The following is a 25,967-nucleotide window of genomic DNA, read 5'->3' as shown; positions in this document are numbered from 1 at the left end:
GTTTAGTTGTCTAAATAAATTCGTCCTTGTCTCCAAATATCAACAGCTCTGTACCATCTGTCTTTGTAGATGCTTGATCTGTCAATTGAATAATCATTATTCGTAAATGGATTTATTACTTTTATAAATGTATAGTTTAGTGACATTAAATTGTTTTCTTCTCCGTATGTCCAACTTTCTGAATTGGCTGTTCTGTAAACATAATTAGGAGCTCCGTAAATTATATAAATCATTCCTCTGTCTGTTTTCCAACCCTCTAAATAAGATGTAAAATGTTTGTTGGATTCTATTACTCTCCCGTAATATTTTTTTATTAAATCCCTTGCTCTTTCTTTACTACCACCTATTTTAACCCAAAACTCTTCTACTGCTTGTTTTTTGTTGGGTGCACTTAATAAGGCGTTGTATTCTTGTTGAGATGTTATATAAATTAATGGATAAACTAACTGTTCCGGAGCGCTTACTTCAGGAAAGTAGTTGTAGAAAGAGTACAGTGTCAATCCTTGTTTTTGGAGGGTATCTGCTGTAATGTGCAGAAAGCCCTTTGCAGGGATTGTTACCGTTGTAGTTAAACTATCCGATAAATCAAGAGTAAAAGTGCTGTCGCATTTATAATCAAATGATTTAATAGCCGCTACAGAAAAGGGTGGACTGGCAATAGGAAAATCTTTTTTATAATACCGAACGTATAGTTTGCTGCCAATTGCTTGGCTGTATGTAATGTTTACTTTTTCGTTGTAAGGAAAATGATTTTTGAAACTAGGGATTTTTGTATTGTTTGCGCAAACTAAAAAATTCTGATTGCTGTGTATGCTATATTTATCTAGCTGTAGGTAGGTAACAAAATCTTGATTTCTGTTTATGTCTGTTAGGGTAATTTCCAGAATGTATGAATTTCCTATGGGTGCTTTCATTTCTATTTTGCCATACATATCCTTCCCTGTTAGTTGGTCATTTTCCATATAGTCAGAAATTATAGTGGTGGCACTGTCTAGAATTTCTTTGCTATCAATTCCTGTTTTTATTTTATAGTTTAAATGTACTTTGCATCCAAAATATCCGTTGGGTTGTTTGGTGTATAGAAGTTCTTTGGAATTTATTTTAAAATAGAGTATAGATTCCATTTTACTGTTGTGGTAAACAATATAGTCGGGCTGTACATCTACACTTTCCTTTTTATACATGCTTGAAATGTTTTGATTGGAGAGTTTACTACTAGTAAAACAACCATTCAGGAGAATAGAAAGATTAACCCCAATAAGCACTATAAAAATAACACTTCTACTCATTTTCATTAGCACGCTCAATTAATGTTGTTGGTAATTGTTTGGTAGTTTTAGCGCCTAGTTTTTTCATGTTTTCTGCTCGTTTTACAAGGTTTCCTGTTCCTTCGTGCAGTTTACTCATTGCATCAGAATACCCTTTTTTAGCTTCATCCATTTTTTTGCCAACAGAAATCAAATCCTCTACAAAATTTACAAATTTATCGTATAGTTTTCCACCTTCTTCTGCAATTTGTATAGCATTTCGTGTTTGTTTTTCTTGTTTCCAAATAGACGAAATGGTTTTAAGTGTTGCTAATAGCGTTGATGGGCTTACCAATACTATTTTTCTGTCCCATGCAAAATTAAACAATTCTTGATCGGCTTGAATTGCCATGCTGAAAGACGATTCAATTGGAATGAAAAGCAAAACAAAATCTGGTGTAGAAAGTTGTGGTGAAGATTGGTAATTTTTTTCGTTTAATCCTTTTATATGCGCTTTTAACGACTCAATATGTGCTTTTGTAAGTTTTTGTTTCTCTTCATCTTCAGTACTGTTTACAAGTGCTTCGTAGGCAATTAGGGAAACTTTAGAGTCGATTATAATATGTTTGTTGTCAGGCAAGAGAACAACTACATCCGGCTGAATACGCTTTCCTTCGTTGTTTTCTGTGCTGTATTGTGTTTTGTATTCTTCGTCTTTTATAAGACCGGAGCGCTCCAGAATTTTTTCTAAAATCACTTCCCCCCAATTTCCCTGCATTTTATTGTTTCCTTTTAATGCGGTGGCAAGGTTATTGGCTTCTAGGCTTATTTGTTTATTTAAATCAACCAGATTTTTTATTTCGGTTTTGAGTGTAATCCGCTCTGCCGATTCTGCTTTATAGGTTTTGTCAACTTTCTCTTCAAAGTCTTTTATTTTTTCTTTTAAAGGAGAGAGAATCGTGTCTAGATTATTTCTGTTTTGCTCTGTAAATTTTAAACTTTTTTCTTCAAAAATTTTGTTGGCTAAATTTTCAAATTCCTTAGTAAATCGGTTGTTTAACTCTTCCAGTTCCTGCTTTTGTTTTGTGAGTTTTTCTTCTGTATTTATATATTTGGTTTTCCACTCGCTTAGCAGAGAGGTTGTTTCAAGCAATTCACTGTTTTTTTTCTCTAACTCTTGTTTAAGTGTATTGGCAGCAGTAGCTCTTTCTTCTAGTTTTGTTTTTTCGGTAAGCAAAATTTGATAATCCTCATTTGATTGTGGATTGGTTGTGTGTTTGGCTTTAAAGTATAAGTACGATATAATTACGCCAATTGTTATACCTACTATTAAAAATAAAATATCCACTTTTACAATATTCTTTCTTAAATATAAGTAAAAGATAGGTTAAAAGTAATTTACTATCCCAAAGTGAATTTTGCCCGATTTTAGCTGAATTGGATTGTTGAATTGCTTCCCGAGTGCATAATTTAGCGAGAAAATTCCGGCTTTTGTTTCAAAGCTTATTCCTCCCCCAAATCCGTAAGGAGTATCGTATCTGTCGCCTGTAAAGTTTAAACTTTTGTTTTCGTAGTAGGCAAAATCTCCAAATACATGCAGGTAAGAGTTTTTTTCAAACAACAACCGTATTTCAAATGTTTGAATGGTGTAAAACGAAGCCCAAATAGATTCTTCATCAAACCCTCTCAAGGTTTTTAATCCGCCCATTCTAGTAAGTTCGTTTAGAAATAAAGATTCGTTGTAAGTAGATGCTATTTGATTTGCAATTTTTAGTGCAAGTGTTTTTTTTATGGGAATATATATAGCAATTTTTCCTTCTGCTGCATATTGATTGCTTTTTAGTTTTAGTTTTTTGTAGAGTTCCGGATTTAATTTTTGATTTTGTTTTATTTCTTTTGTCCCTGCAAGTGCACTAACCGCAATTGATAAACCTCTCCTAGGATTGAAGAGATAATCTAATTTGTCATAATTAAATCCTAGTCCATACGATTTGTATTTTATATCTGCATAGCTTGGCAAAACAGTTAAGTTTTGATATTGTTTTGTAGAAATTAAATTGGAGTTTCTAATGGCATAGGTTACCTTTAGTTGATTGCGGCCAATGAATGAATAAATGGCAGAAAAATTTTGGTGGATGTCAATAAACGTGGTGTCTTTTTTAAACAGTTTTAAATCGTAATCTGCCCCAAATGGGGTTCCCAATACATACGGAAAATTTACTTTTACCTTTAAGTCTTGTGTTTGTCGTGATAAACTTCTCCAATTTATATCAATTCGCTCTGCTTTATTGAGCGAGTTTAGTAAGTTGATACGCATGTCTCCCGTAAAATAAATTTTTCCGGTGTTGTTGTCCGGCAATGCACCAATAATTCCATCGAACTGGCTGGCTTTCTTTTTGTCTAGATACAAAATAAGTTTGTTGTAATTTTCAGTTAAAACTAGTTCGTGAGGTTTGGATTGTTTAATAAACGCAATTTCGTTAAGACGTGAATCAATTCTTTCAATGGTTCGTTCTTGGTAGATAGCATTTGGCTTTAGGTTTAAATAGTTTTTTATAAAAGCACTCGAGATTTTAAGATTCCCTTCTGCAATAACACTGTCAATACTTACTCTTCTGTTTTTTTGTATTAGAAGATTAGCCTTTATATTTGTGTCGTTTTCAAATTCGATATCAGATAAGCTAACAGAGGCAAATGGGTATCCTGAGTTTTCGTAAATCGAAATTGTTTTTTCAAATAGTAGGACTGTTTTTTCTGTATTAAAAGTGGTGTTGCTAAAATTTTTAATCGAAGTTTTTATTTCGCTCGATAACAATTCGTTTTCTTCTAAATTTTTTAGTGTTAGCCATTTATATTTCTTACCTGAGTTGATAATTGCAATTAAAGTATCATTATTATTAAAAGTAGAATCAATAGATGCAGCTAAATATCCATTTTTAAGTAATGAATTGAAAACGAGTTTTAATTCTTTGTCTCTTTTAAATGTGTTCGAAAATTTTTGTTGATAATCCAGTTTGTTTTGTTTTTCTATTGTAGTTGTAAGTGTAATTTTAAGGTAGGCGTTTTGCCCTAGAATAGAATCATTTAGAGTAATGCTAAATAGAATTAGTGCTAGTAAATATCGCATTTTAAAATTTGCCTATCGCAGGTTTTGTAACAACTAAAAAATATATCCTGTTCCAAACAGAATTCCAAAAGCATTAATGCCAATAGAGTAGCTGTTCCCAAAGTATAATACAAAATCTTCTTTTTTTAGTAAACGTATTCTGCCCGCAATTATTGGCGCTAATCTGAAATTATCGTTTGAGTCGAATAAGAAGCTACATACCGGTCCAAGTTCCAATTCCACCCTGTTTTTTTTGCCTAACGGGTAATTGAAAATTCTGTATTGTATTCCTGTTCCCAAGGTTGGTGATGCTCTTTCGTTAACGATGGTATTATTTATTAAAAATTGTTTTGTTTCTGTGGCAAGATTTAAAAATATTGGAATTCTCAATTTTTTATATGGTCTTAGTTCTACAAAAAAAAGTATTGCATTAGTAGGAAGAACTACTGATTCGTTCTTTTTTAAATCTAAAACTTTGCTATTTGAGATGAATAAAATAGATTGGCCAAAACTAATTTCAAAGTATTTTTCTTTGGTAGAATCTTGTGTAGCCTCGCTGTTAGCACTATTAGCAATTATAGTTACTGTAAAGAGTAAAAAAAAAGCAATGATTTTTTTTATTGATTCTCTTTTACTTGCTACTAGATTCATTTGAATTCTTTTCTTTTTTATAAGTTCGATACACAGGAATGGACGTAATCACAATAAGTGCAATGATAATATACTCTAAGTAGTTTTTTATTTCTGGAAATTTAATTCCTAAATAATACCCCGTAAGCGTAAGCGATAATACCCAGGCAATTGAACCTAAAATATTATATAGCATAAATTTTTTAAAATCGATGTTTATTACCCCGGCAAGTATTGGTGCAAATGTTCTAATGATAGGCAAGAAGCGCCCTAGTATCAATGTCTTTCCGCCATTTCTATCGTAGAACTCCTTTGTTGTTGTTAGGTATCTTTTTTTAAACAGTAAATTGTCGTCACGGGTAAATAGCGCTGGGCCAACTCGTTTACCAAAAAAATAACCAAAAATATTGCCTACTATTCCTGCTAAGCTCAGCCCTACAAGAAGCGTAATAATATCCGTTTTGAATAATCCTGTTCCACAAAGCAGTCCTGCGGTAAATAAGAGTGAATCTCCTGGCAGAAAAAAACCTACAAGTAGTCCTGTTTCTGCAAACACAACAAATAGGAGTAGTGCCAAACCTCCATATTTTATTATAGATTCAGGGTTTGTAAGTTCTTTAATAAATTCCCAAACAGACATAATGCGATGTATAACTCATCAACTTCCAATTTACGAAATATTATGCTATGAATTTTATTGTGTTGCTTAAAGAAGCTTCTTTTACTACTAAGGCTTGATTATATAGTTTAACTTTTTTAATAAGTTGTATTGAATTTCTATTTTTTATTAATCGATTTTTTATAGATATCATAGAACGACAGATTTTTTATTTTGCTTTCTACGTAAAATGGTAACCAGTCTTCACTAAGCGATATTTCATGAGTGGGAGCAGTTGCTAAGTTGTTTTCTAGCTTCATCCATTCATTTTTTATTTTAAGGCTATTTGTATTGTTTTTATTTGTATTCTTTAACGCATTTATAAATAATTTAAGTGGAGCGTGTTTTAGTTTTGATTTCTCCATAAAATAATTTACTCTTTTAATCTCTAATTCTAAATCATGCGGACCAGATTCATTTATCAAAGCCAAGTAGATCATTTTTGCCGGGATGATAAAATGTGGGTGTACGTTTTTCTCCAGCTCAAACACCTTGTTTATCCAGAAGTGTGCTTTGTGGTAGTTTTGCATAATTATATTGGCAAGACAAACGTATTTGTATAGGTAAATATAGTTGGTTGCTAAGGTTCGTTCTTGTTGTTTTTTAAAGTTAAGTTCACAAAAATCTATCAGTTGCTTTAGTCTTCCTGTTTTAAAATAGTAAAAAGCGATATTTAGTTGCGCTGTAGTTTTTGCAATAGCAGAAAAATAGGGTTGTCTATTTTTACTTTTTAATTGATCACTTAATTCTAATAATTCATTTATGGCTGTGTCCCACTTTTTTGAGAACAGGTTGTATTTGCTTACAATTCTCAAATAGGTAGAAGAGCAAAGGATATAATAAAACAACTCACTTGTGTTTTGTGTAAGAATGAAGTTTTTTAATGCATAATCTTTTGCCTTTAAAATATTAACAAGAACTTTTTTTGTAGAGTTTTCGGAAGTGTAATTGTTTGCCAAAATATAGTGGCATAAAATTTTTTCTTTAGTTTCTTTCGTATTTTTTAGAAATGAATTTAGCTCCGAAATTTGTTGTGTGTGTCTATCTTTGTTGTAAGAATCATAAAAATTTCGGATTGAGTAGAAGCTTAATTTAAATTGAGCTTCAATTTTTTTTATACTGTCATCAATTTCAAAAGATATTTCATCTGCACTTTTTTTATAATTTTCTGTGGGTAGTTTTAAATTGCTTTCTGCAATAATGAGCAGTTCATTTGCAAGTATGGTTAATCCGTTTAGCCCAATAGATTTACTTTGTTTTCTTAATTCGTTTAATTCTGTTTGAGCTTCTAGAAAAAAACCTCTTTCTATTAGTGAGGAAGCTTTTAGGTACGAAAATATAAGGTTGTTGCTACTTTGCTGAGAGTAATTTTCAGTTGAAATATTTTTTAAAATAATTTTTCCAAGCTCAGATTTGAGTTTTCTAAGGTAACTTGTGTTTGTAATGTATGGGTGTTGTTTTATAATTTTTCCCTCGTCATACTCTTCCGTTACAAGTAGAGCATTAAACAACTTATGTAAGTGTGGTCGAGTAGAAATTTCATTTTTGATACTTGCAATCTCGTTCTTTGATAATGTTTTTATCAGTTGAAATAAAAAATTTGTTGTTTGCATGCTTGGTATTTCAGGCTGCAATATATTAAAAATGCTCTACTTCTATTAATTGATTTTAGACATTCAAGCGTAGCTTAACTTGTTGATAGCCAAATTTATTTTTTGTTTTGAGGTGTTTTTTAGAGGTTCAAACAGCTGTTTTTTTTATTGTGTTCGACATTCATGCAGTGTATTATTGCAGCGTAGTTAAAAATGATATTAATGTTAATGTCATTTTTTAGCTCATGTTTAACTAACCTAACCAATAAAAATGAAAGCAAAAACAAAAACAATTGCGGCTATTGTAGCACTATTTGCCGTAGGAAACATTTCTAATGTTCTATCTCAATCGACTGTCGCATGGAATGCGAATTTTGGTCATGCCGGATTTCATACAGTATATGAAGAGTCGGTTGAAAGTGAATCTGTATTGGATACACTCTCAAACAGAATTTATAGAACTTCAAATTCTTGGGATGAAAGTATCGATTACGATCAATCTGCTGCTAAGACAAATAGAAAGGGGAATGTAATTTCTTGCTATGATGCAACTACTGGAAAATATTTATGGGCAAACGAATTCAAGTCGCATTCATATTATCATACTTTTTCAGATAAGTTGAAAATAACTCCTATTGGTAAGACAAAAGGGGTTTATGTGGTTGGTGGATTTGCCGGGAAAATAAGCTATAACAATGGTGCTGTTGTAACATCTGTAAATGCGTCTACCGATGAAAATATTAGCATGGATGTTTTTATTTATAGAATAAATGAATTAGGTGTTGCTACAACTGCACAACCAGCATTAATTAAACCTAAGAATGTGGGAACTAGTTCAAATCTTGCAGTTCATGCACTTACAACAGATGTAAATGGTTCTCTTGTGGCCGTTTTTCAAAATTGGTCTGATCAATACCAAACATATGATTTGGATCCTACAGCAGGAGTTAAATTAGCTGTAGTTGGTGAAAACGATTTGTTGTTGGTTAAGTATGATATAAATTTAAAGTATGTTAACCATATTGTTGTTGCTGCTGTTGGCAATGATATAAATATTACAAATGTTTCTTGCGATAAAAGCAAGAATATTATTTTAAGCGGAGTATATGTAAAAGGAGCCGGAAATACGGATGGCATTGACTTAGACGGCTTTTCGCCAATTAAAAAAATTCAAAACTCAACACTTACGGATTCTAAAAGATATCCAATTATTATAAAGTATCATGCAACCATGGCTTATGCTTGGCATACTTTAGTAAACACGGATGTAGTTTATTTCCTAGAACCCAAAGCATATGCAAATTTAGATGGTTCAGTAATTTTTACAGGGATACTTCATACGGGACAAGAAATACAGTTTAATTCAACTGCAAAGTTTAAAGCAATTGGAGATAGCATTGTTCCATATATTGCTAAATACTCTAAATACGGTGCTTTTCAATCTGCTTACAAAGAGACTAAATCTTTGCCATCTACTGATTGGGGCTATTGGAGTTTTAGTTCTTCGTTAGATTCAAAAGGGAATGTTTATATGGCATATCCAATGGGGGCGGATTTGTTCATGGCAAAATATAAGCCAACTGGTAATACTTTTGTTCTAAAGTGGAAGAATAGAATTGCTAAAACGTCTGGGCAATACGCATCTCTAACAGATTGTAAATTAATGCCTTTAAAGAACAGTCTTATAATAACAGCCTATGCTAACTTAGGCAAGTATAAGTTGCAAGTTACTGGGGCTTCTCCAATTATAAATGTAAATGGTGATAATGCAAGTATTATGTGCAGGTATAATTTATCTGGAAGCGCCTTGTCTCCGCTTGATCAAATGGACGAGAATAATAGTAATGCATATAAAAATGATATTACTGCCACAGACGCTACTGCATTAGATGCAACTATTTATCCAAACCCGGTTGTTACAAATGTGAATGTAGCTATTGCTGGTGAAATGGAAGGTATAGTGAATGCTGAGGTATATAATCTTAACGGACAAAAGATGCTACAATTAACTTCAGAAACACCAAACTTTGAAATTCCAACTTCAACATTGCCAAATGGAATCTATTTGCTGAACATAAGCAACGGACTAAATTTAGTGCAAAAGAAGTTTGTAAAGACTGGTAACTAAAATAGTGCTGGAGTAAAAACGTCATGTTGTAAATTGAATGCCAACATGACGTTTTTTTGTGAATGAACTTGTAAAACAAGATTAGAGAGCTTAGTTATTAAGCTCTCTAATCTTGTTTTAATTTAATTTGTATGATATCTCTGCAATTTCCCCTAACACATTTAACAACTCATTACTTGGCGATACCTTTGTTTTTTTAGATGGCATTTCTACTACGTAGTTTTCTTCCATGTCAACTAAACTAAAACGCAGTTGGCAATTGCCTGGAAATGCTTTTAATGTTTCTCCAATTTTTTGAATTAAATCGTCTGATACTTTAGGTACAGGAATGGAAATGGTAAGACTTTTGGTTAGCTTATCTCTCAGCTCAGAAAGCAGTTGAATGCTTTGTACTTTAAATTCTAATAGATCGGGTTGATGAAAGCGTTCTTGTACTTTTCCTTTTATATAAAGAAAATATCCTTGACTCAGGAAAGCTTTAAATTTTACATAATCTTCTCCAAACAATACAAGTTCGTGCGAATCGTTATAATCTTCAAATGTAAAGCTGCCAAATGGTTTTCCGTTTTTTGAAATACGATGATTGGCTGCAATAATCATTCCACCAATAGAAATATCTTTTCCTCGCAAACCTGGTAAATTGTTTTTTAGATCAGCTACAGTATGCTGACAATAGCTTTGCATCTCAATTTTGTAATTATCTAGCGGATGCCCCGAAATATAAAATCCAATTACATCTCGTTCGTGTTTTAATTTTTCCAATGCTCCCCAAGGCTCTGTGCTTGGTTTAGTAGGTTCGGGTATTTGTGTGCCTTCTTCTCCATCGCCAAATAACGAGTTTGATACTTGTGTTTTGCTTTCTTGTGTAGCAGCACCCCAACGAATAATTTTTTCTAAATACGTGCCGCCCTCTTTTTCCGGGCAAAAATAATCAGCGCGATGCATTTCTGTAAATGAATCGAAGCCTCCGGCATAGGCTAAACTTTCAAATGTTTTTTTATTTGCTGCACGCAAATTGATACGTTTTACTAAATCAAAAATAGAAAGATAGGGTCCATTTAGTTTGCGTTCGTCTACAATGCTTATTACTGCAGATTCTCCAACTCCTTTAATAGCACCTAATCCAAAGCGAACATCGCCCTTTTTATTTACAGAAAAATGATACTCACTCTCGTTTACATCAGGACCTAAAACAGATACGCCCATACGTTTACTCTCCTCCATAAAGAAAGTAATCTTGTCGATGTTGCTCAGGTTATGAGTAAGCACCGATGCCATGTATTCCGCAGGGTAGTGGGCTTTTAAGTAGGCAGTTTGAAATGCTACCATAGCATAGCACGTAGAATGCGATTTGTTAAAAGCGTATTGTGCAAAGGCTTCCCAGTCGTGCCAAACTTTTTCGCAGGTTTTTGCATCCAATCCATTCTTAGTCACACCCTCAATAAATTTGCTTTTCATTTTATCTAGCGTAGCCTTGTCTTTCTTTCCCATGGCTTTACGCAATACATCGGCATCTCCTTTACTAAAATTGGCAAGCTTTTGCGAGAGCAACATCACCTGTTCCTGATACACGGTAATACCATATGTTTCTTTTAGGTGTTCTTCCATCTGCGGTAAGTCGTATGCTACCGCTTCTTTCCCGTGTTTACGCAAAATAAAATTAGGAATATAGGCTATAGGCCCTGGTCGGTACAAGGCGTTCATAGCAATTAAATCTTCAAATTTATCGGGTTTTAATTCCTTCAAATATTTTTGCATTCCGGCCGATTCAAACTGGAAAGTGCCGTTGGTATCGCCTTTTTGGTATAGTTCAAATGTTTTTTTGTCGTCTAGCGGAATGGTGTCTAGATTAATATCAACACCGTGGTTTTGTTTTATAAGCTGCAATGCATCGCGCAGAATGGTAAGTGTCTTTAATCCTAAAAAGTCCATTTTTATTACACCGGAATCTTCAATTACTTTTCCGTCATATTGTGTAATAAGTAATTGTGTTTCTTTGGAGGTGGCAACAGGAATAATTTCTGTTAAATCTTTTGGGGCAATGATAATGCCCGCAGCATGAATGCCTGTGCCTCTTACAGAACCTTCAAGTATTAGAGCTTCTTTTAAAACTTTTGCCTGTAAATCATTTCCTTTGGCAATTTCTCGTAATTTTTTTACGCCTTCTAAATCTTCTCCATCAATGTTTTCAACCTCTTTTAAGCTTTTGTCTCCCGTAAGTGGAGCGTTTATAACTCTGTTAAGTTCTATTCCCGGCTTTTCCGGAACATATTTCGCTAAAATATTTGCTTCTTGCAAAGGCAAGTCCATTACGCGTGCCACATCTTTTATACTCATTTTGGCAGCCATGGTGCCATAGGTTACAATTTGCGCAACTTGGTTTTTGCCGTATTTGTCAACTACATAGTCAATAACTTTTTGGCGACCGATATCATCAAAATCAGTATCAATATCGGGCATGCTCTTACGATCCGGATTTAAAAAACGCTCAAATAGTAAATTGTATTTTATCGGATCAATGTTTGTTATGCCGATGCAATAGGCAACAGCCGAGCCTGCAGCCGAGCCCCTGCCCGGACCAACAAATACACCTATATCTCTGCCTGCTTTTATAAAATCGGCTACAATTAAGAAGTAGCCTGCAAACCCCATTGTTTTAACGGTAAATAATTCGAAGTTTATTCGTTCTTCAATTTCGGGAGTAAGCTCTTTGTATCTTTGTTTGGCACCTTCGTAGGTTATGTGCTTTAAATATTCGTCTTGAGATGTAAATTCTTTTGGTACTTGAAAGTGTGGAAGTAGAATGTCTTGTTTTAGTTTTAACGGTGTTATTTTACTTACAATTTCGTTTGTGTTGTCAATGGCTTGAGGAACATCGCTAAAAAGTGCGCTCATTTCCTCGGTGGTTTTAAAATAAAACTGGTCGTTAAAAAAAGCAAAACGTTTTCCTTTTTGCGAAGCACCATCTTCATCGCCAAAATCTTTAGCAGAAGGAGTACTTTGCTTTTCTCCGGTATTTATACAAAGTAAAATGTCGTGAGCATTCGAATCCTCTTGGTTTACGTAATGCGAATCGTTGGAGGCAATAACTTTTACATTATATTTTGCTGCAAATCTTAACAAAACTTCGTTTACTATGTTTTGATCAGGAATGTCGTGCCTTTGCAACTCTACATAATAATCTTCTCCAAATAAATCGAGCCACCATTTAAAAACTTTTTCTGCTTCGGCCTCTCCTTTTCTCAGAATTGTTCTTGGTACTTCGGCTGCAAGGCAACATGTAGTGGCAATTAAGCCTTTATGGTATTGTAAAATTAATTCTTTGTCTATACGAGGGTATTTACCATATAACCCTTCTATATAGCCCAACGAACAAAGCTTTACCAAATTTTTATATCCTTCGGCATTTTTTGCTAGAAACAATTGGTGGCAGCGGACATCCTTTGCCTCTTTTGTAAATTGGCGTTTGTGTCTGTCTTCTACCAAATAAAATTCGCAACCTACTATTGGTTTTATTTTATTTGGATTCTCCGGAGTATTGTATTTATTGGCTTCTGCAACAAACTTAAAAACACCAAACATATTGCCATGATCGGTAATAGCCAAGGCCGGCATGTTATTGTTAACAGCTTTTTTATATAAATCGGATATTCCTGCGGCACCATCTAATAACGAAAATTGTGTGTGCACATGCAAATGCGAAAATTGGCTCATCTCCCTACAATTAAAATTTGTGCTAAAAATAAGGCAAATCGGGCAGTTGAGCTAGAGGTGTTGAAAAGTTTTGAGAGGTATTATTTCCATCTGTTATAGATAAAAAGTACTTATTTCCCTAGTTTGTATAGTAATGATACGTTTAATCCTAAAGAGCTAAATTTATTTACAGAGTTTAAACTTGCATCGGAGCTTGTATAAGACTCGGAAATAGAAAATCTATAGTTGTTAAATCCATTTATGAAATACGTAAGCTCATAACCAAGGTGAATTTTTTTGTTTTTTAACTGATGTTTTAAGCCGGTATTAATACCAAGAAGCGGTAGGTTGGCTTGGTAGGTTCTAGATTCCCAGTCTTGGCTGCTCGTTGTAACCCAGTTATCAACCATAGTTTGATTGGGTGATATAAGAAACTCCTCTAGTGTAGGGTCTTTAGGTCTGTTGTTAGTTCCTCCAATATCTATAAGAGAAAAGGCTCCGATAAAGAAACTGTATTTTTTATTTGTATAGTAATTGAATTTTAGATTTACCGGAATATATATTATTAATATATTCTTCGAGATGTTCATTTTTTGTTCAAAGTAAGTTATGTCCATTGTAGATGTGGAAAAATAGGTAGTTCTATCTATTTCTGTTTTTACTATTTTTTCTTTTAATGGATTTAGTTGTTGTAATAAAATACCTGAAGAAATCGAAAGTCTAGAACCAATATCTGAATTTATTATTAGTCCCATGTTATAATATGGAATGTTGGATTGTTTACTTTCTATTACACGGGGGGCTTGTAGTTTGTTTGTTAAAAAAGTGTTACCTCCACCTAAAACAACGCCAATACTAAACTCACATTTATGTTTTTTTTGATGAGGCGGTATTTCAAGAGGGAAAATTGGTATTATAGAATCGGATAAAATGGAACTGTCTGCCAATAAGAAATTTATTTGTGAAAATTCTCGTTTTGCAAATGCATATAAAGCATTATCGGCTGAGTAAGAATTGTTAGTTTTTTGCGTATAATTCTCTTGATTTTCTCTGCTGCTTTTGTTTAAATAGCTCGATTTTAATTTATTGGCATTGTAACTTATTTTATTTTGTATAGTTTTAGTATTGTTAGTATAGTTATGTTTATTGGTTAGTTTATCTGTTTTTTGAGCCATTTGTTGTGTTTTTTTATTGGTAAATGTTGTTTCTTTTGTGTATTCAAAATACTCCTTATTCATTACCGGCTCTGTTGTGTTTCGATTGTTGTAAATTCTATTTTCTATTGCACTGTTCTCTTTGTTTGATTTATTAATTGTAGAAGAGATTATACTACTTTCATTCTCAGTATAAATTCGTTTATCTTCTTGTTTTTGGTTGTATGTAATGTCTTTTCTTAAAGGTTCATTAGTTGATGAATTGCGGACATTCGGTAGAACTGATTTTTCTGAACTAATCTCTACGCCATCTAATTTTATAATTGTCGAGATCTTTTCGGCTGTATTTAAATATATAAGTACAGCTACAGTGCAAATTATTGATATGCTATAAAAAAACAGTTTTACTGTTTTTGATTTGTAGCTTCGGTTAAATAAAAATATTTTCTTATTGATTAGCGCGCCTCTCATCTTGTCCCAATCAGAAGAACTAGGTTTATGTTCAGGAAGATTACTTAATCCATCCTTCAAAAATTTGTCAAAACTATTCTCGTTAAACAGCTTCATGAACTAATTTTTTTTCATTTTTTTTTTCTAGTAACCCAATTAATTTAATTTTTGCCTTTGCTAAGTTAGACCTCGATGTGCTTTCTGTAATACTTAACTCTTCTGCAATTTCTTTATGTGAATATCCTTCTATGGCTGCCATATTAAATACCATTCTATATATTGGAGATAAGCTTTGAATTGCACTTAGTATATCTTGTGCATAAAATTTATCCAAGGCATTTTCTTCAATAATTACAGCAACACTTTGTCCTTCCAAATATCCAATATCGTCATTGTCATAGTAATTTATTTTTGAATTGTAAACATACTTCTTATTATAATTAATAGCCGTGTTTACTACAATTCGCTTAAGCCAGCCCTCAAAAGATCCGTCAAAGGAGAATTTCGATAAGTTTTGAAATATTCGTATAAAGCCTTCTTGTAGCATATCCTTCGCTTCGTCTTCGTTTGTGGAATAGCGTAAACAGCAGTTTAGTAGCTTGCCATAATAACTCTCAAAAAGCTCTTTGCAGTGCTTTTCTGACCCGGCTATACACCTTTTTATCAGCTCTTGTTCTGTATTTACTTCTTTTTTAAAGAACATTTACTATTCTTCTTTGTGGTTATTTCTTTGTTTTGCGAATTTAAACCTTCTTGTATGAACTTCCTATTTCACTTTTAAGTTGGAATTCGCCAATACACACATAAAGACAACAGAATTCTTTAAAACGCTGCTTTGTTTTAAAAATATTTTTTAATTCTCTTGCTGCCAAGCTTTTATGCATTAAGCAAGGCGAGTAATTTTATTGTTTTCACCCGAATATCCTTTAAAATTTGCTCGCCTTGCTGTTTGTTTTAGTTGTTGTTCAGTTTTACAAATTTTTGGTTCAATACTTTATTTCCATTAGTTGCTTTTATGGAGTAAACGCCATTTATCAAGTTGCTAATATTAATGGAATATGTATCTAAATTGGTTGTTTGTTCTCTTTTTACCGTCTGTCCGTTATTGTTTATAATTTCTATTGTTACCTCTCCATTTAGAACTTCATTTGTTTTTAAGCACAAGCTTTCGGTTGCTGGATTGGGATAAACACTATAGTTGTTTTTACTGATGGCAGGAACAGATGCTATATAATTACTATTGCTCAATTTAACTATAAATAAATCTGGATTTGTAAAGGCAGTACTATTGGAGTTGTAAAGTTGAGTTGTTCCGAAAAGTATAGAAGGACTAGCAAAACTCCCAGCAGCATAAATATTTCCTGTTAGATCTGTAGATATTGAATAAGGATAATCAAAATAATTACCGCCAGCGCTAATTAACCAAAGGGGACTACTATTGGTGTCAAACTTTTCGATAAATAAATCTGTACTTATACCTGTGGCATCTGTATTGTTTAACGAGGTAGTACCGTCTGTATAACTTGCACCCATAAAAAATCCTAAAACAATAACTTCTCCTTTTGTTGTTACTGCTATAGATGAAATTCCTTCATTGTCCGATCCTGTAAGGTTTTTTATCCATTTTATATTGCCAGTTGGGCTGTATTTAGCAATGAATGCATCAGATGTATTTCCTGAAAGATCTGTATTACTAATGGTTAGTCCGCCTATAGTTATTGATGCATTATAATATCCTCCTGTAACAAAAATATTTCCGGATGTATCTGCTTTAATGTTGTTTAATCCGCTTCCAAATAAATTACCACCTCCTATAACACTTTCTGCCCAAAGTGGGGTTCCATTTGTGCTGTATTTGGCTATAAAACCTGAGTATCCTATGCCCGTATAGCTAGTGTTTGTTGTTGTTATAGATCCTGTTGAAATACTTGCTCCCGCATATTGCCCCGCAATATATACATTGCCATTTAAATCACATGTTATTGACATTACTTCATCATTTGAGCTACCTCCAATAGCTTGCGCCCATATAATGTTTCCGGCAGAGTCAAATTTTGCAATAAAAATATCAGCACTGCCGTTACTATTTGTATTATATATTGTTGTGTTTGCCCCGAATACTAGTTGTGTGTTTTCGAAAGTTCCGGACACAAATATGTTATTCATTCCGTCAATTGCAGCGGATGTGCCATAGTCATCATCTTGTGCTCCAAAGCTTTTTGCCCATAACAGATTTCCATTGGTATCGTATTTTGCAATGAAAAGGTCATGAGAGGGCACATCAGAATTGGATAGCGTTGTAGCACCGAGTCCAATAGTTGAACTGTTAAATCCTCCCACTACTATGATGTTGTTTGCTGCATCTGTAGTTATTGAATGTACATCGTCCCAAGCATTTCCTCCAAAGCTTTTTGCCCATAAAACTGTTCCGTTTGTGTCATACTTTACAATAAAAATATCGCAGTGGCTAGTGTGAGAATTTGTTAGGGTAGTCGTTCCGAAGGTAATACTTGCATCTTCAAAAAAACCGGCAGCAATTACATTACCTTGGTTATCTGTAACCGTGGTCAATATTTCTTCCGTAAAATTACCAGAGGCGCTTTTGGCCCAATGCCAATTGGGAGTCTGAGCTAAGAAAGTGTTTACTGCAAAAAATAGTATGATGTGTGTTATTGAATATTTCATAGTTTTTGTGGTATTAGGTTAATTATTTTTTTTAGTTGTTTGATTTGTCAGTGCGAGAAAGCTTGGATAATGAAGTTAATAAATACAAGTAGTGCAATTAGTTGAACCAATAATGTGAATGCGCTAATTAATTTTTCTTTCGATGATCTTTGTGCTTTTATTGTTTTCATTTTTTTAAATTATTATTAATCATTTTTTTATTTGTATGGAATTTGGCGCCTTTACATATATAGACATCTCAATCCCTACAAACGCTGCTTGCTCCTGAAAATATTTTCATGTTTGTTTTCTAACAAAATTGCAGTTCTAAATTCATTACCTTTGCAAGAGTTGTAATTGCTATGAAAAATACCAACCAATCCAAAACACTCATTTTATTTTATGTATTGGTTGCTTATGTTGTGTTTCAATTTGTTTGGTGGGCATTTTTATTGTTCGAATTAAATAGTAGGATATATTCCAATCCGTTAGAGCTAAATAGGCGATGGCTAATGATTATTGGAGAAGGCAGTGTGTTTTTGCTGCTGTTATTTTTAGGCGTCAGAAAAATCCATAAAAACATTCAAAAGGAATATCAACTAACTATACAGCAGCAAAATTTTATGTTGTCGGTTACCCACGAACTAAAAACGCCTTTAGCTTCTATAAAATTATTGCTCGAAACACTTGTCCTAAGAGATATTGAAAAGGAAAAGCAAAAAGCGCTATTGCAAAGTGGATTAGTAGAAACCGAACGTTTAAATGCATTGATTGAAAATATTTTATTTTCTGCTCGTATTGACAACAACAATTTTTCATTGTCGCTAGAAAGAATTAATCTTTCAGAATACATACAAAGTATTTTGAAAACTTCAGCAGTTTATAATGAGAATAGGAATCAGATAGAGGTAAATATTGATGAAAATACGTTTGCTGTTGTCGATAAACATAGTATTTACAGCATTGTTGTTAATTTAATAGAGAATGCAATAAAGTACTCGCCTCCTAATAAAGTTGTTCAACTGAGTTTGAAAATGATTGATAATTTAGTTGTTCTTACCGTTGCGGATCAAGGAATTGGTATTCCTACAGAAGAACATAGTAAGGTGTTTGAGAAATTTTATCGAATAGGCAATGAGCTAACTCGTACCACAAAAGGAACCGGTTTGGGCTTGTATATAGTAAAAAGTTTAGTAGAGCAGCATAGTGCAACGATTGCAATAAAAAATAATACTCCTGAAGGAACTATATTTGAAATAGCATTTAATAATTCCCCCTTTGAAGAGGGTGCCCGAAGGGCGGGGGATGTAAAATGAAAAACACAATTATTCCATATAATTTTAAATTAAAAGAACTTGCTAGGCAGCTTCGAAAACAAGGTGTCTTGTCGGAAGTCCTTTTGTGGAAGCAAATTAAGAATAAATGGTTAGGAGTTGAGTTTCATCGCCAAGTTCCTATTGATAATTATATTGTCGATTTTTACTGCCATGAACTATTTCTAGCCATTGAAATTGATGGCAATACTCATAGTCTTTCTGATGTTTCGGAGAATGATAGTATAAGGCAAAGTAGATTAGAATCTTTTGGCGTTAATTTTATTCGCTTTAAGGATGCAGAAGTAAAGAAAAATATGAATGATGTTATTCGTGCGGTCGAAAATAAAATTGAACAATTAAAATTATTGTAACATCCTCCTTCCCCCCTTCAAAGGGGGAATTAAAAAGAAGCATATGACAAAAAAAACAGCGCTTATTATACTCGATGGTTGGGGCATTGGCAATGGCTCTAAATCAGATGCAATTGCAAACGCAAATACTCCATTTTACAAAGACTTAATTAAAAATTATCCTAATTCAACACTCAAAACTTCCGGAAAGGATGTTGGTTTGCCGCATGGACAAATGGGTAACTCCGAGGTTGGTCACTTAAATATTGGTGCGGGAAGAATCGTTTTTCAGGATTTAGAGAAAGTGAATAATGCAATTGAAACAGGAGTTTTTGATGAAAATGTAGTTATCAATGAAGCTTTTGAGTATGCTTTAAAGAGTAATAAGGCCGTTCATTTCATGGGGTTGTTGTCTGATGGAGGTGTGCATTCGCATCAAGAACATTTACATAAATTATGTTCCATGGCTTCTGAAAAAGGAGTTCGGTTTTTTGTACATGTATTTACAGACGGCAGAGATACTGACCCAAAAGGCGGCTATGAGTATGTGTCAAAACTTCAAAGCCATTTAGAAAGGGTAGGAGGTAAGATAGCCTCTCTTATTGGTCGCTACTATGCTATGGACAGAGATAAAAGATGGGAACGAATAAAATTAGCATATAATTTGTTAGTAAAAGGAGAAGGCGAGAAGACTAAAGACATCCTGAGTTCAATTAAAGATGCTTATGCTAACAATGTTACAGATGAATTTATTAAACCGCTTGTACGTGTTGACAATTCAGGTAATCCAATTGCTCTAATCCAAGAAAACGATGTTGTATTTTGTTATAATTTTCGAACCGATAGATGTCGTGAAATAACACAAGTGTTAACGCAAATGGATATGCCCGAATTTCAAATGAAAGCCATGCCGTTGCATTATGTTACAATGACAAAGTACGATGCAACATTCAAAAAAGTACAAGTAGTTTTTGATAAAGATGATTTAGAAATGACATTAGGCGAGGTGTTGGAGAAGAATAACAAAACTCAAATTCGAATTTCCGAAACAGAGAAATATCCACACGTTACATTTTTCTTTTCGGGTGGCAGAGAACAAGAATTTCTAGGCGAAAAAAGAATACTAATTCCATCTCCTAAAGTTGCAACGTATGATTTGCAACCCGAAATGAGTGCAATGCAACTAACAGAAGCCATTTTGCCGGAGTTTCAAAAAGCAGAAGCAGATTTTATTTGCTTGAATTTTGCTAATGCCGATATGGTAGGTCATACAGGCGATTACAACGCTGTTGTAAAAGCAGTTGAAACGGTGGATTCTTGTTTGGAAAGAATTGTAAATGCAGGAATTCAATCTGGATATTCATTTATTATCATTGCCGATCATGGAAATGCAGATTACATGGTTAATGACGATGGCTCTCCCAATACAGCGCATACTACTAATCCTGTTCCATGTATTTTAATTGATAAAGATTATAAAAGCATTAGTAATGGCCGCTTGGCAGACATTGCCCCAACTATTTTAAAATTGATGAATATTACCCCACCTAAACAAATGGATGGGGTTGCATTAGTATAAAAATGAGAGTTGTTATTCAAAGAGTTTCCTCTGCTTCTGTTGAAATCGAAGCTAATATAAAATCTTCTATTGGAAAAGGATTGGTAATACTTGTTGGTATAGAAGATTCCGATACTATTGAAGATATTCAATGGCTTTGTTCCAAAATCGTTCATCTTCGTATATTTGATGATGCCGATGGAATCATGAATTTAAGCGTAAAAGACATCTCGGGCGAAATACTTGTTGTTTCTCAGTTTACATTATATGCAAGTACTAAAAAGGGAAATCGACCTTCTTATATTCGCTCGTCTAAGCCCGATTTTGCAATACCTATGTACGAAAAATTTATTAATGAACTAGAAATTCAATTTGATAAAAATATTGCTACCGGTCAATTCGGTGCCGATATGAAAATCTCTTTAGTTAATGATGGCCCAGTAACTATTAGTATAGATTCTAAGAATAGAGAATAAATTTTGTTAAAAGGGGTTACTTTTCTAAATTACAAGTGTAATACGATAGCTAGCAACCCAAGAATGCGAATATTTTTTACGCTACTTGTAATTTTTATTTTTGGTCGGTTGTATTCTCAGCCGATTGTTTCTGAGCTACCTGTACATTTTGGTCAATATTTCTACAATCCTCAAATCAATCCTGCAAAAGGTTGTATTCGTTCCGATGTCGAGTTGTATGCCTTTAGCCGGAGAAATAGCAATAGTTTTGGGGGCGTATTCACTTCTGCTTTTTCCGCTTTTTTTCGAATAATGAAAAAGAATAATGGGTTTAATTCTATCGGTATAGATTTTTATAGCGATAGAGAAGGTCCTGTTTTAAGTAGAAACAGAGCGCATCTCTCATTCTCTCGACACCAAAAAATAAATGACACATGGTTTTTTTCAGCAGGGCTGTCGTTTGGGTTGTATAATTTTAGCGTTAAGCCAACAGATTATGCAGCCGGAGCATCAGCTTCTACTATAGACGGAAATGGCGGTGTAATGCTGTATTCGTCAACAACTCGGATTGGATTGTCAATAAATCAATACACAAATACTAAAGCCCGACCGGTAGATCAAGTGATACATCTAAATAGGCACTTTTATTTACTAGGCGAACACGATTTTATTGTAAACGAATCATTTAGCATCACACCTTCTGTATTCGCTAAATTTACCCCAGCCCTAATCAATCCTTACCTTCAAAAAGTAAATATTGGGGCATCTTTCTTATTGCTGATTAAAAAAATGGTTTCTTTTGGTGGTGGTTACGACTTGCGAGAAGGATTTTATGGATTTGCCGGCATTCAGAACATTCCAATTCCTCAAAACGGTAAAACAAACAGATTGTCGATAGATTTCGCATATTTTATGCCTCAACTATCAAATACAAGAACAAACACACAGGCATACGAAATTATGGTGCGTTATTTATTTGGTAAGGGAGATTCAGCGGCTGCACCAAAGTCGGGTGCTGCTGATTGTCCTACTTTTTGATGAAATAAAAATGGAAATGGGGGTTACTTTTGCTTAGTAGTTATGTAGTACTTTAAAAAGGACTCGAATAAAGGAAAATAGTTTATTTGATATTTGAAAATTGTAAAATGAAAACAAGTGCAAAAATAATAATTACAATTATGCTGATAGCTAAAATGGCTACGCTGGTTGCTTTGCCGCTTCCATTTGCCGGCAACAGCAATTCTGGTTATGCCTTTTTGGAAGAGAGCGATTCTGCGGCTTCGTATAAGTCGGCTCTTATTTCATCAACATGCACTCCTACCTTTTCTTATAGTTTAAATTGTAGGGTAGCTAATTTTGAAAATACATCTAACTATCAAGATGCATACTGGAATATATCAAACGATACAACAAAATATTATTCTACTAATTTCTCTTATGAATTCCCCGCTGTTGCCACGTATAGCGTGTGTTTAATAGCTACAGATACTTTTGGCTTTGTTTGTGGAATAATATGTGAAAGCATTCTTGTCGATTGTAATGATAGTTTAAGTGTTCCTCCTGCTATTTCTGTAATTACTCCTAATGACGATGGTAAAGATGATGTAACACTACTCTCCTGCTTTACAGGTGGTGTCGAAGAAATGATTGATATTTTTAATCGCGATGGAAGATTGGTTAGACGTTTGGTGGGTAGCGGAATTTGGGACGGAAAAGATGGAACAGGTACAATTGTCCCAATGGGCTTTTATATCGCAATAAATAAGCAAACAAATCAAACTACGCATATAACCGTGATCAGATAATAATTTTAATACAACAGAAATAAAATAGAATATTGGTAAATGGGTTATACAGATCAAGACATACTGTTGGCAATTAAATCAGGTAATTCAGAGAGTGTATTAACGCATTTGTACAAAGTTGCTAAGCCAAAGGTAAAGTCACTGGTTCTTCAAAATAATGGGGATGAAGATGAAGCTCAAGATATTTTTCAAGATGCAGTAGTTGCGTTTTATAAATATGTTCTTGCCGGGCAGTTTAAAGAGGGAAATAGTGTAACAGGGTTTATATACAGCATTAGCAGAAACTTGTGGATTAATAGAGCAAAACAAAAAAACAGATTAGTGGGAAATATAGAAAATCATACCGATGTTCAATTTGACGGAGCCGATGCATACACGCAAACTGTAAGTAAAGAGCGAGCTTTAAAAATACAAGAGATTCTTGCTATGCTAGGCGAACGATGCAAGGAGCTACTTACGTATAGCATTTTTAATAAAATGTCTATGGAGGATATAAGTCAAAAAATGGGTTTTAGTAATGCCGATACTGCAAAAACAAAAAACTATAAATGCAAGCAGCGATTAATTCAATTAGTTAAAGAAAATCAGCACCTAAAAGAATTTTTATATTCATGATAGATAATACTACATACGATTTAATAGAGCGTTATCTCGATAACGACCTAACACCTCAAGAGAAATTGGAGGTCGAAAAAAGAATCGTCAGCGATGCTGATTTTAAGGCAGAGTTTGATGCGCATCAAGCCGCAAATAACATTATAGTAGATAACGCACTCGTTAATATTAAACAACAACTAGCACAAATTCATTCAAACAATACCAAGCCATCAAAACTAAATGGCAGACGAATTCTTTCCATTGCAGCTATCGTAGCACTTTTTACAACTTTTGTTTTGGTATATAAAAACAGTAATCGACAAACAGAGCCTAATTCGATCGTACAGCCAGCAATTAAAAATTCACAAACTGAAATTGCTACACAAGACAGTTCTGTAACCACTTCACATGAGCTAAGTCCTGAAACACAAAACACAATTGTGTCCGAGAAGAAAATTTCTTCAAGTAGTAAAACAATAGAACCCTCGCCTGAAAAAAAGGAGGAGGCTAAATTGGATGAACAGGCTCCCGTAACTAGAAAGGATGAACCCTCTAAACCTAACAACTCTAACAATTACAGTCAAACAAGTAGTGCGCAAAGTAATAGTGCGGAGTCTAACAAAACTAACGTTCCTGTTGCAAATGAAAATAGCAATAACGAAAAAAACGTGTGCGATGGAGTTCAAATTACACCGGTTATCGATGTAATAAGTAGTTGCCAATCTCAGCAAAATGGAATTATAACACTTTCACAAGAATCGCAAAATGCATTTGCACCCTTCGAATATTCTATCGATAACGGCAAGAACTATTATTCGTCTGGTAGATTCGAAAATCTTGCGAATGGTGTATATAAAATTAGTATTCGCGATAGCCGCAATTGCAAAAGCGAAGTAGTTTCCCAAACAGTAGATAAGCAAGATTGCAACTATGTTCTTTATCCATTACAACAAAAATACTGGGAAGTGCCTGTCAATAGATTTAACGGATTTGATGTCCAATTACGAATCAGAAACGGCCGAACTGGCGTTGTGGTTTATCAAACTACTATTTCATCTAACACATTTACATGGACCGGAGATGATATACAAGGCATAGCGCTGCCTATGGGGGTGTATGTGTACGAATTATCCTCTACTCAAAGCAATATTCAACAAACAGGTCAAATTACGATTGTTAAATAATATTCGTCTATTTAGAGTTAAACTGAAAGCAGAGGTTTTATAAAGCTGTAATCTCTGTATATTTAGCATAAATATTTAGGTAGTATGCTTACAATTCAAAATGCCCAAAAGCTAGTAGACGATTGGATAAAAAAATATGGAGTTCGTTATTTCAGTGAGCTTACCAATATGGCAATACTTACCGAGGAAGTTGGCGAAGTAGCCCGAATCATCTCTAGAACCTACGGAGAACAATCATTCAAAAAGAAAGATAGAGATAAAAAATTGGCAGATGAGCTAGCTGATGTCTTATTTGTAATTATTTGTATTGCCAATCAAACCGGTGTAGATTTGGAAAAGGCACTCAAGAAAAATTTAGACAAAAAAACAAAAAGAGATAAAACTCGACACCAGTCCAATAAAAAACTAGTCGGTAAATAACTGAAATTAGAGCGCTTTTAATTCTGTTAAAAACATAATTAAAGAATACCAATACTCCGGATAGTCAGCACAACTGTCCCATAAAACTTTCGAACCATGGTCGCCCTTGCCTTTAGGAATAAACTGAGTTTTGTTCTGCGATTTTAATTCTCTAGTTATGCTAATTACGCCAGACACCTCATCCTTACTGCTGGTTAAGTAAATCGGTTTGTCAAATAATTTTGCAGTTTCTTCTAGTTTTATGGATGTGCCTAAATAGTCACCTGGGCTGTAAGCTATAACTGCCTTTACTTTATTGCTTACCGAACCTATTTTAATTGCCAATGCAGCAGAGTAAGAGCTACCCATTAAAATCACTTTTCTTTCGTTAGTAAAATATAAAAAATCAATAGCTGCAATTATATCTTGTTCCGCATCTAAGTGAGTCACTTGCTTCCCTGCATTCTTGTAAGCAGCCGCAGTTTCATTTACAACTCCATTTATCTCTTGCCCCAATCGTAAATCTACCGCCAAGCAATTATAACCCAACTTATTCAACTTTTTTGCTGTTTCCGCGTACTCGCCTCTACTATAATCCGCCTGATGGCAAAGAACTATATATGGCATTGAATCATTTGCAGTGTACATGCTAGCCGAAATCTTTATCCCATCCGCACCGGGAATTTCAATTTTTTGTTGCGCATTCAAACCCAACAAGAAAAAGCTAAAACAAATACAAGTAAGAAATTTTTTCATAACAAAGTGGTAGTTTCATTATAAATGTATTAAATATTATTAAAATAGCCATATTGTATTTTATCAATTATCTTAGCTTCTACAATGAGCAAAATTTTTCTAGTCAAAAAATATATTCACTTTTTGCTTGAATCAAAAAACAAGCACGCAATCCACTCTCCTTTTGTTTTTGATTTTGTTGTAAAGGTAGTTGACAATAAAAATTCCTTTCCTGTATATCAAAAA

The 25,967-nt window shown here is 33.8% G+C and carries 21 protein-coding genes; 10 read left to right on the top strand and 11 right to left on the bottom strand.

The window, feature by feature from the left end; all coding sequences use genetic code 11:
* Positions 1–2: 2 nt before the first annotated feature.
* The 6 genes from J0M08_11605 to J0M08_11580 all read right to left on the bottom strand — a co-directional run bounded on the left by J0M08_11605 (position 3) and on the right by J0M08_11580 (position 7,254).
* Positions 3–1,289: a GWxTD domain-containing protein gene (locus J0M08_11605; protein MBN8703703.1), complete on the bottom strand. Its 1,287-nt coding sequence runs from the start codon at positions 1,287–1,289 to the stop codon at positions 3–5.
* Complete coding sequence (gene rmuC / locus J0M08_11600; GenBank protein MBN8703702.1) at positions 1,282–2,595, bottom strand: DNA recombination protein RmuC; 1,314 nt, start codon at positions 2,593–2,595, stop codon at positions 1,282–1,284. Before rmuC ends, J0M08_11605 begins: the two co-directional genes overlap by 8 nt.
* A gap of 39 nt (positions 2,596–2,634) precedes the next feature.
* The gene (locus J0M08_11595; GenBank protein ID MBN8703701.1) at positions 2,635–4,374 is read right to left on the bottom strand and encodes a hypothetical protein; all 1,740 of its coding nucleotides are present in this window, start codon (positions 4,372–4,374) and stop codon (positions 2,635–2,637) included.
* Between the two features lie 33 nt (positions 4,375–4,407).
* A complete protein-coding gene (locus tag J0M08_11590) occupies positions 4,408–5,004 on the bottom strand; it encodes a hypothetical protein (GenBank protein MBN8703700.1) in 597 nt (198 codons plus the stop codon).
* Positions 4,985–5,623, bottom strand: coding sequence for a VTT domain-containing protein (locus J0M08_11585; protein MBN8703699.1), 639 nt, complete (start codon positions 5,621–5,623; stop codon positions 4,985–4,987). The genes J0M08_11590 and J0M08_11585 overlap by 20 nt, the downstream gene beginning before the upstream one ends.
* A 137-nt stretch (positions 5,624–5,760) precedes the next feature.
* Positions 5,761–7,254: a hypothetical protein gene (locus J0M08_11580; GenBank protein MBN8703698.1), complete on the bottom strand. Its 1,494-nt coding sequence runs from the start codon at positions 7,252–7,254 to the stop codon at positions 5,761–5,763.
* Between the two features lie 250 nt (positions 7,255–7,504).
* Here J0M08_11580 and J0M08_11575 point away from each other — a divergent pair, with 250 nt between their 5' ends.
* A complete protein-coding gene (locus J0M08_11575) occupies positions 7,505–9,361 on the top strand; it encodes a T9SS type A sorting domain-containing protein (GenBank protein ID MBN8703697.1) in 1,857 nt (618 codons plus the stop codon).
* Positions 9,362–9,478: 117 nt separating this feature from the next.
* Here the strand turns inward: J0M08_11575 and dnaE are convergent, their stop codons facing one another.
* The 4 genes from dnaE to J0M08_11555 all read right to left on the bottom strand — a co-directional run bounded on the left by dnaE (position 9,479) and on the right by J0M08_11555 (position 17,343).
* Positions 9,479–13,075 (bottom strand): DNA polymerase III subunit alpha, encoded by a 3,597-nt coding sequence (gene dnaE, locus J0M08_11570; GenBank protein ID MBN8703696.1) that lies wholly within the window; start codon positions 13,073–13,075, stop codon positions 9,479–9,481.
* A 110-nt stretch (positions 13,076–13,185) separates the two neighbouring features.
* Positions 13,186–14,775, bottom strand: a complete 1,590-nt coding sequence (locus tag J0M08_11565) for a hypothetical protein (GenBank protein MBN8703695.1) — start codon at positions 14,773–14,775, stop codon at positions 13,186–13,188.
* Positions 14,762–15,361, bottom strand: a complete 600-nt coding sequence (locus tag J0M08_11560) for an RNA polymerase sigma factor (GenBank protein ID MBN8703694.1) — start codon at positions 15,359–15,361, stop codon at positions 14,762–14,764. Before J0M08_11560 ends, J0M08_11565 begins: the two co-directional genes overlap by 14 nt.
* A gap of 251 nt (positions 15,362–15,612) precedes the next feature.
* Positions 15,613–17,343: a T9SS type A sorting domain-containing protein gene (locus J0M08_11555; protein MBN8703693.1), complete on the bottom strand. Its 1,731-nt coding sequence runs from the start codon at positions 17,341–17,343 to the stop codon at positions 15,613–15,615.
* A 341-nt stretch (positions 17,344–17,684) separates the two neighbouring features.
* On the opposite strand from J0M08_11555, the gene J0M08_11550 reads away from it, so the two are divergent.
* From J0M08_11550 to J0M08_11510, 9 genes are all read left to right on the top strand, one after another.
* Positions 17,685–18,638, top strand: a complete 954-nt coding sequence (locus J0M08_11550) for a two-component sensor histidine kinase (GenBank protein ID MBN8703692.1) — start codon at positions 17,685–17,687, stop codon at positions 18,636–18,638.
* Positions 18,635–19,009 (top strand): DUF559 domain-containing protein, encoded by a 375-nt coding sequence (locus J0M08_11545; protein ID MBN8703691.1) that lies wholly within the window; start codon positions 18,635–18,637, stop codon positions 19,007–19,009. The genes J0M08_11550 and J0M08_11545 overlap by 4 nt, the downstream gene beginning before the upstream one ends.
* A 43-nt stretch (positions 19,010–19,052) precedes the next feature.
* A complete protein-coding gene (locus tag J0M08_11540; GenBank protein MBN8703690.1) occupies positions 19,053–20,567 on the top strand; it encodes a 2,3-bisphosphoglycerate-independent phosphoglycerate mutase in 1,515 nt (504 codons plus the stop codon).
* A gap of 2 nt (positions 20,568–20,569) precedes the next feature.
* Positions 20,570–21,022 carry a D-tyrosyl-tRNA(Tyr) deacylase gene (locus J0M08_11535; GenBank protein MBN8703689.1) on the top strand — a complete coding sequence of 151 codons (453 nt, stop codon included), beginning with the start codon at positions 20,570–20,572 and terminating at the stop codon, positions 21,020–21,022.
* Positions 21,023–21,085: 63 nt separating this feature from the next.
* A complete protein-coding gene (locus tag J0M08_11530) occupies positions 21,086–22,039 on the top strand; it encodes a PorP/SprF family type IX secretion system membrane protein (protein MBN8703688.1) in 954 nt (317 codons plus the stop codon).
* Between the two features lie 107 nt (positions 22,040–22,146).
* The gene (locus tag J0M08_11525) at positions 22,147–22,806 is read left to right on the top strand and encodes a gliding motility-associated C-terminal domain-containing protein (protein MBN8703687.1); all 660 of its coding nucleotides are present in this window, start codon (positions 22,147–22,149) and stop codon (positions 22,804–22,806) included.
* Between the two features lie 39 nt (positions 22,807–22,845).
* Complete coding sequence (locus J0M08_11520) at positions 22,846–23,421, top strand: sigma-70 family RNA polymerase sigma factor (GenBank protein MBN8703686.1); 576 nt, start codon at positions 22,846–22,848, stop codon at positions 23,419–23,421.
* Positions 23,418–24,587 carry a hypothetical protein gene (locus tag J0M08_11515; GenBank protein ID MBN8703685.1) on the top strand — a complete coding sequence of 390 codons (1,170 nt, stop codon included), beginning with the start codon at positions 23,418–23,420 and terminating at the stop codon, positions 24,585–24,587. Before J0M08_11520 ends, J0M08_11515 begins: the two co-directional genes overlap by 4 nt.
* An 84-nt stretch (positions 24,588–24,671) precedes the next feature.
* Positions 24,672–25,007, top strand: a complete 336-nt coding sequence (locus J0M08_11510) for a nucleotide pyrophosphohydrolase (GenBank protein ID MBN8703684.1) — start codon at positions 24,672–24,674, stop codon at positions 25,005–25,007.
* A 6-nt stretch (positions 25,008–25,013) separates the two neighbouring features.
* Here the strand turns inward: J0M08_11510 and J0M08_11505 are convergent, their stop codons facing one another.
* On the bottom strand, positions 25,014–25,742 hold the full coding sequence (locus J0M08_11505) for a dienelactone hydrolase family protein (protein ID MBN8703683.1): 729 nt from the start codon (positions 25,740–25,742) through the stop codon (positions 25,014–25,016).
* Positions 25,743–25,967 lie beyond the last annotated feature (225 nt).

This window comes from Bacteroidota bacterium (assembly GCA_017303975.1).
Lineage (GTDB): Bacteria > Bacteroidota > Bacteroidia > JAFLBG01 > JAFLBG01 > JAFLBG01.
This window is presented reverse-complemented; position numbering and strand designations above follow the sequence as displayed.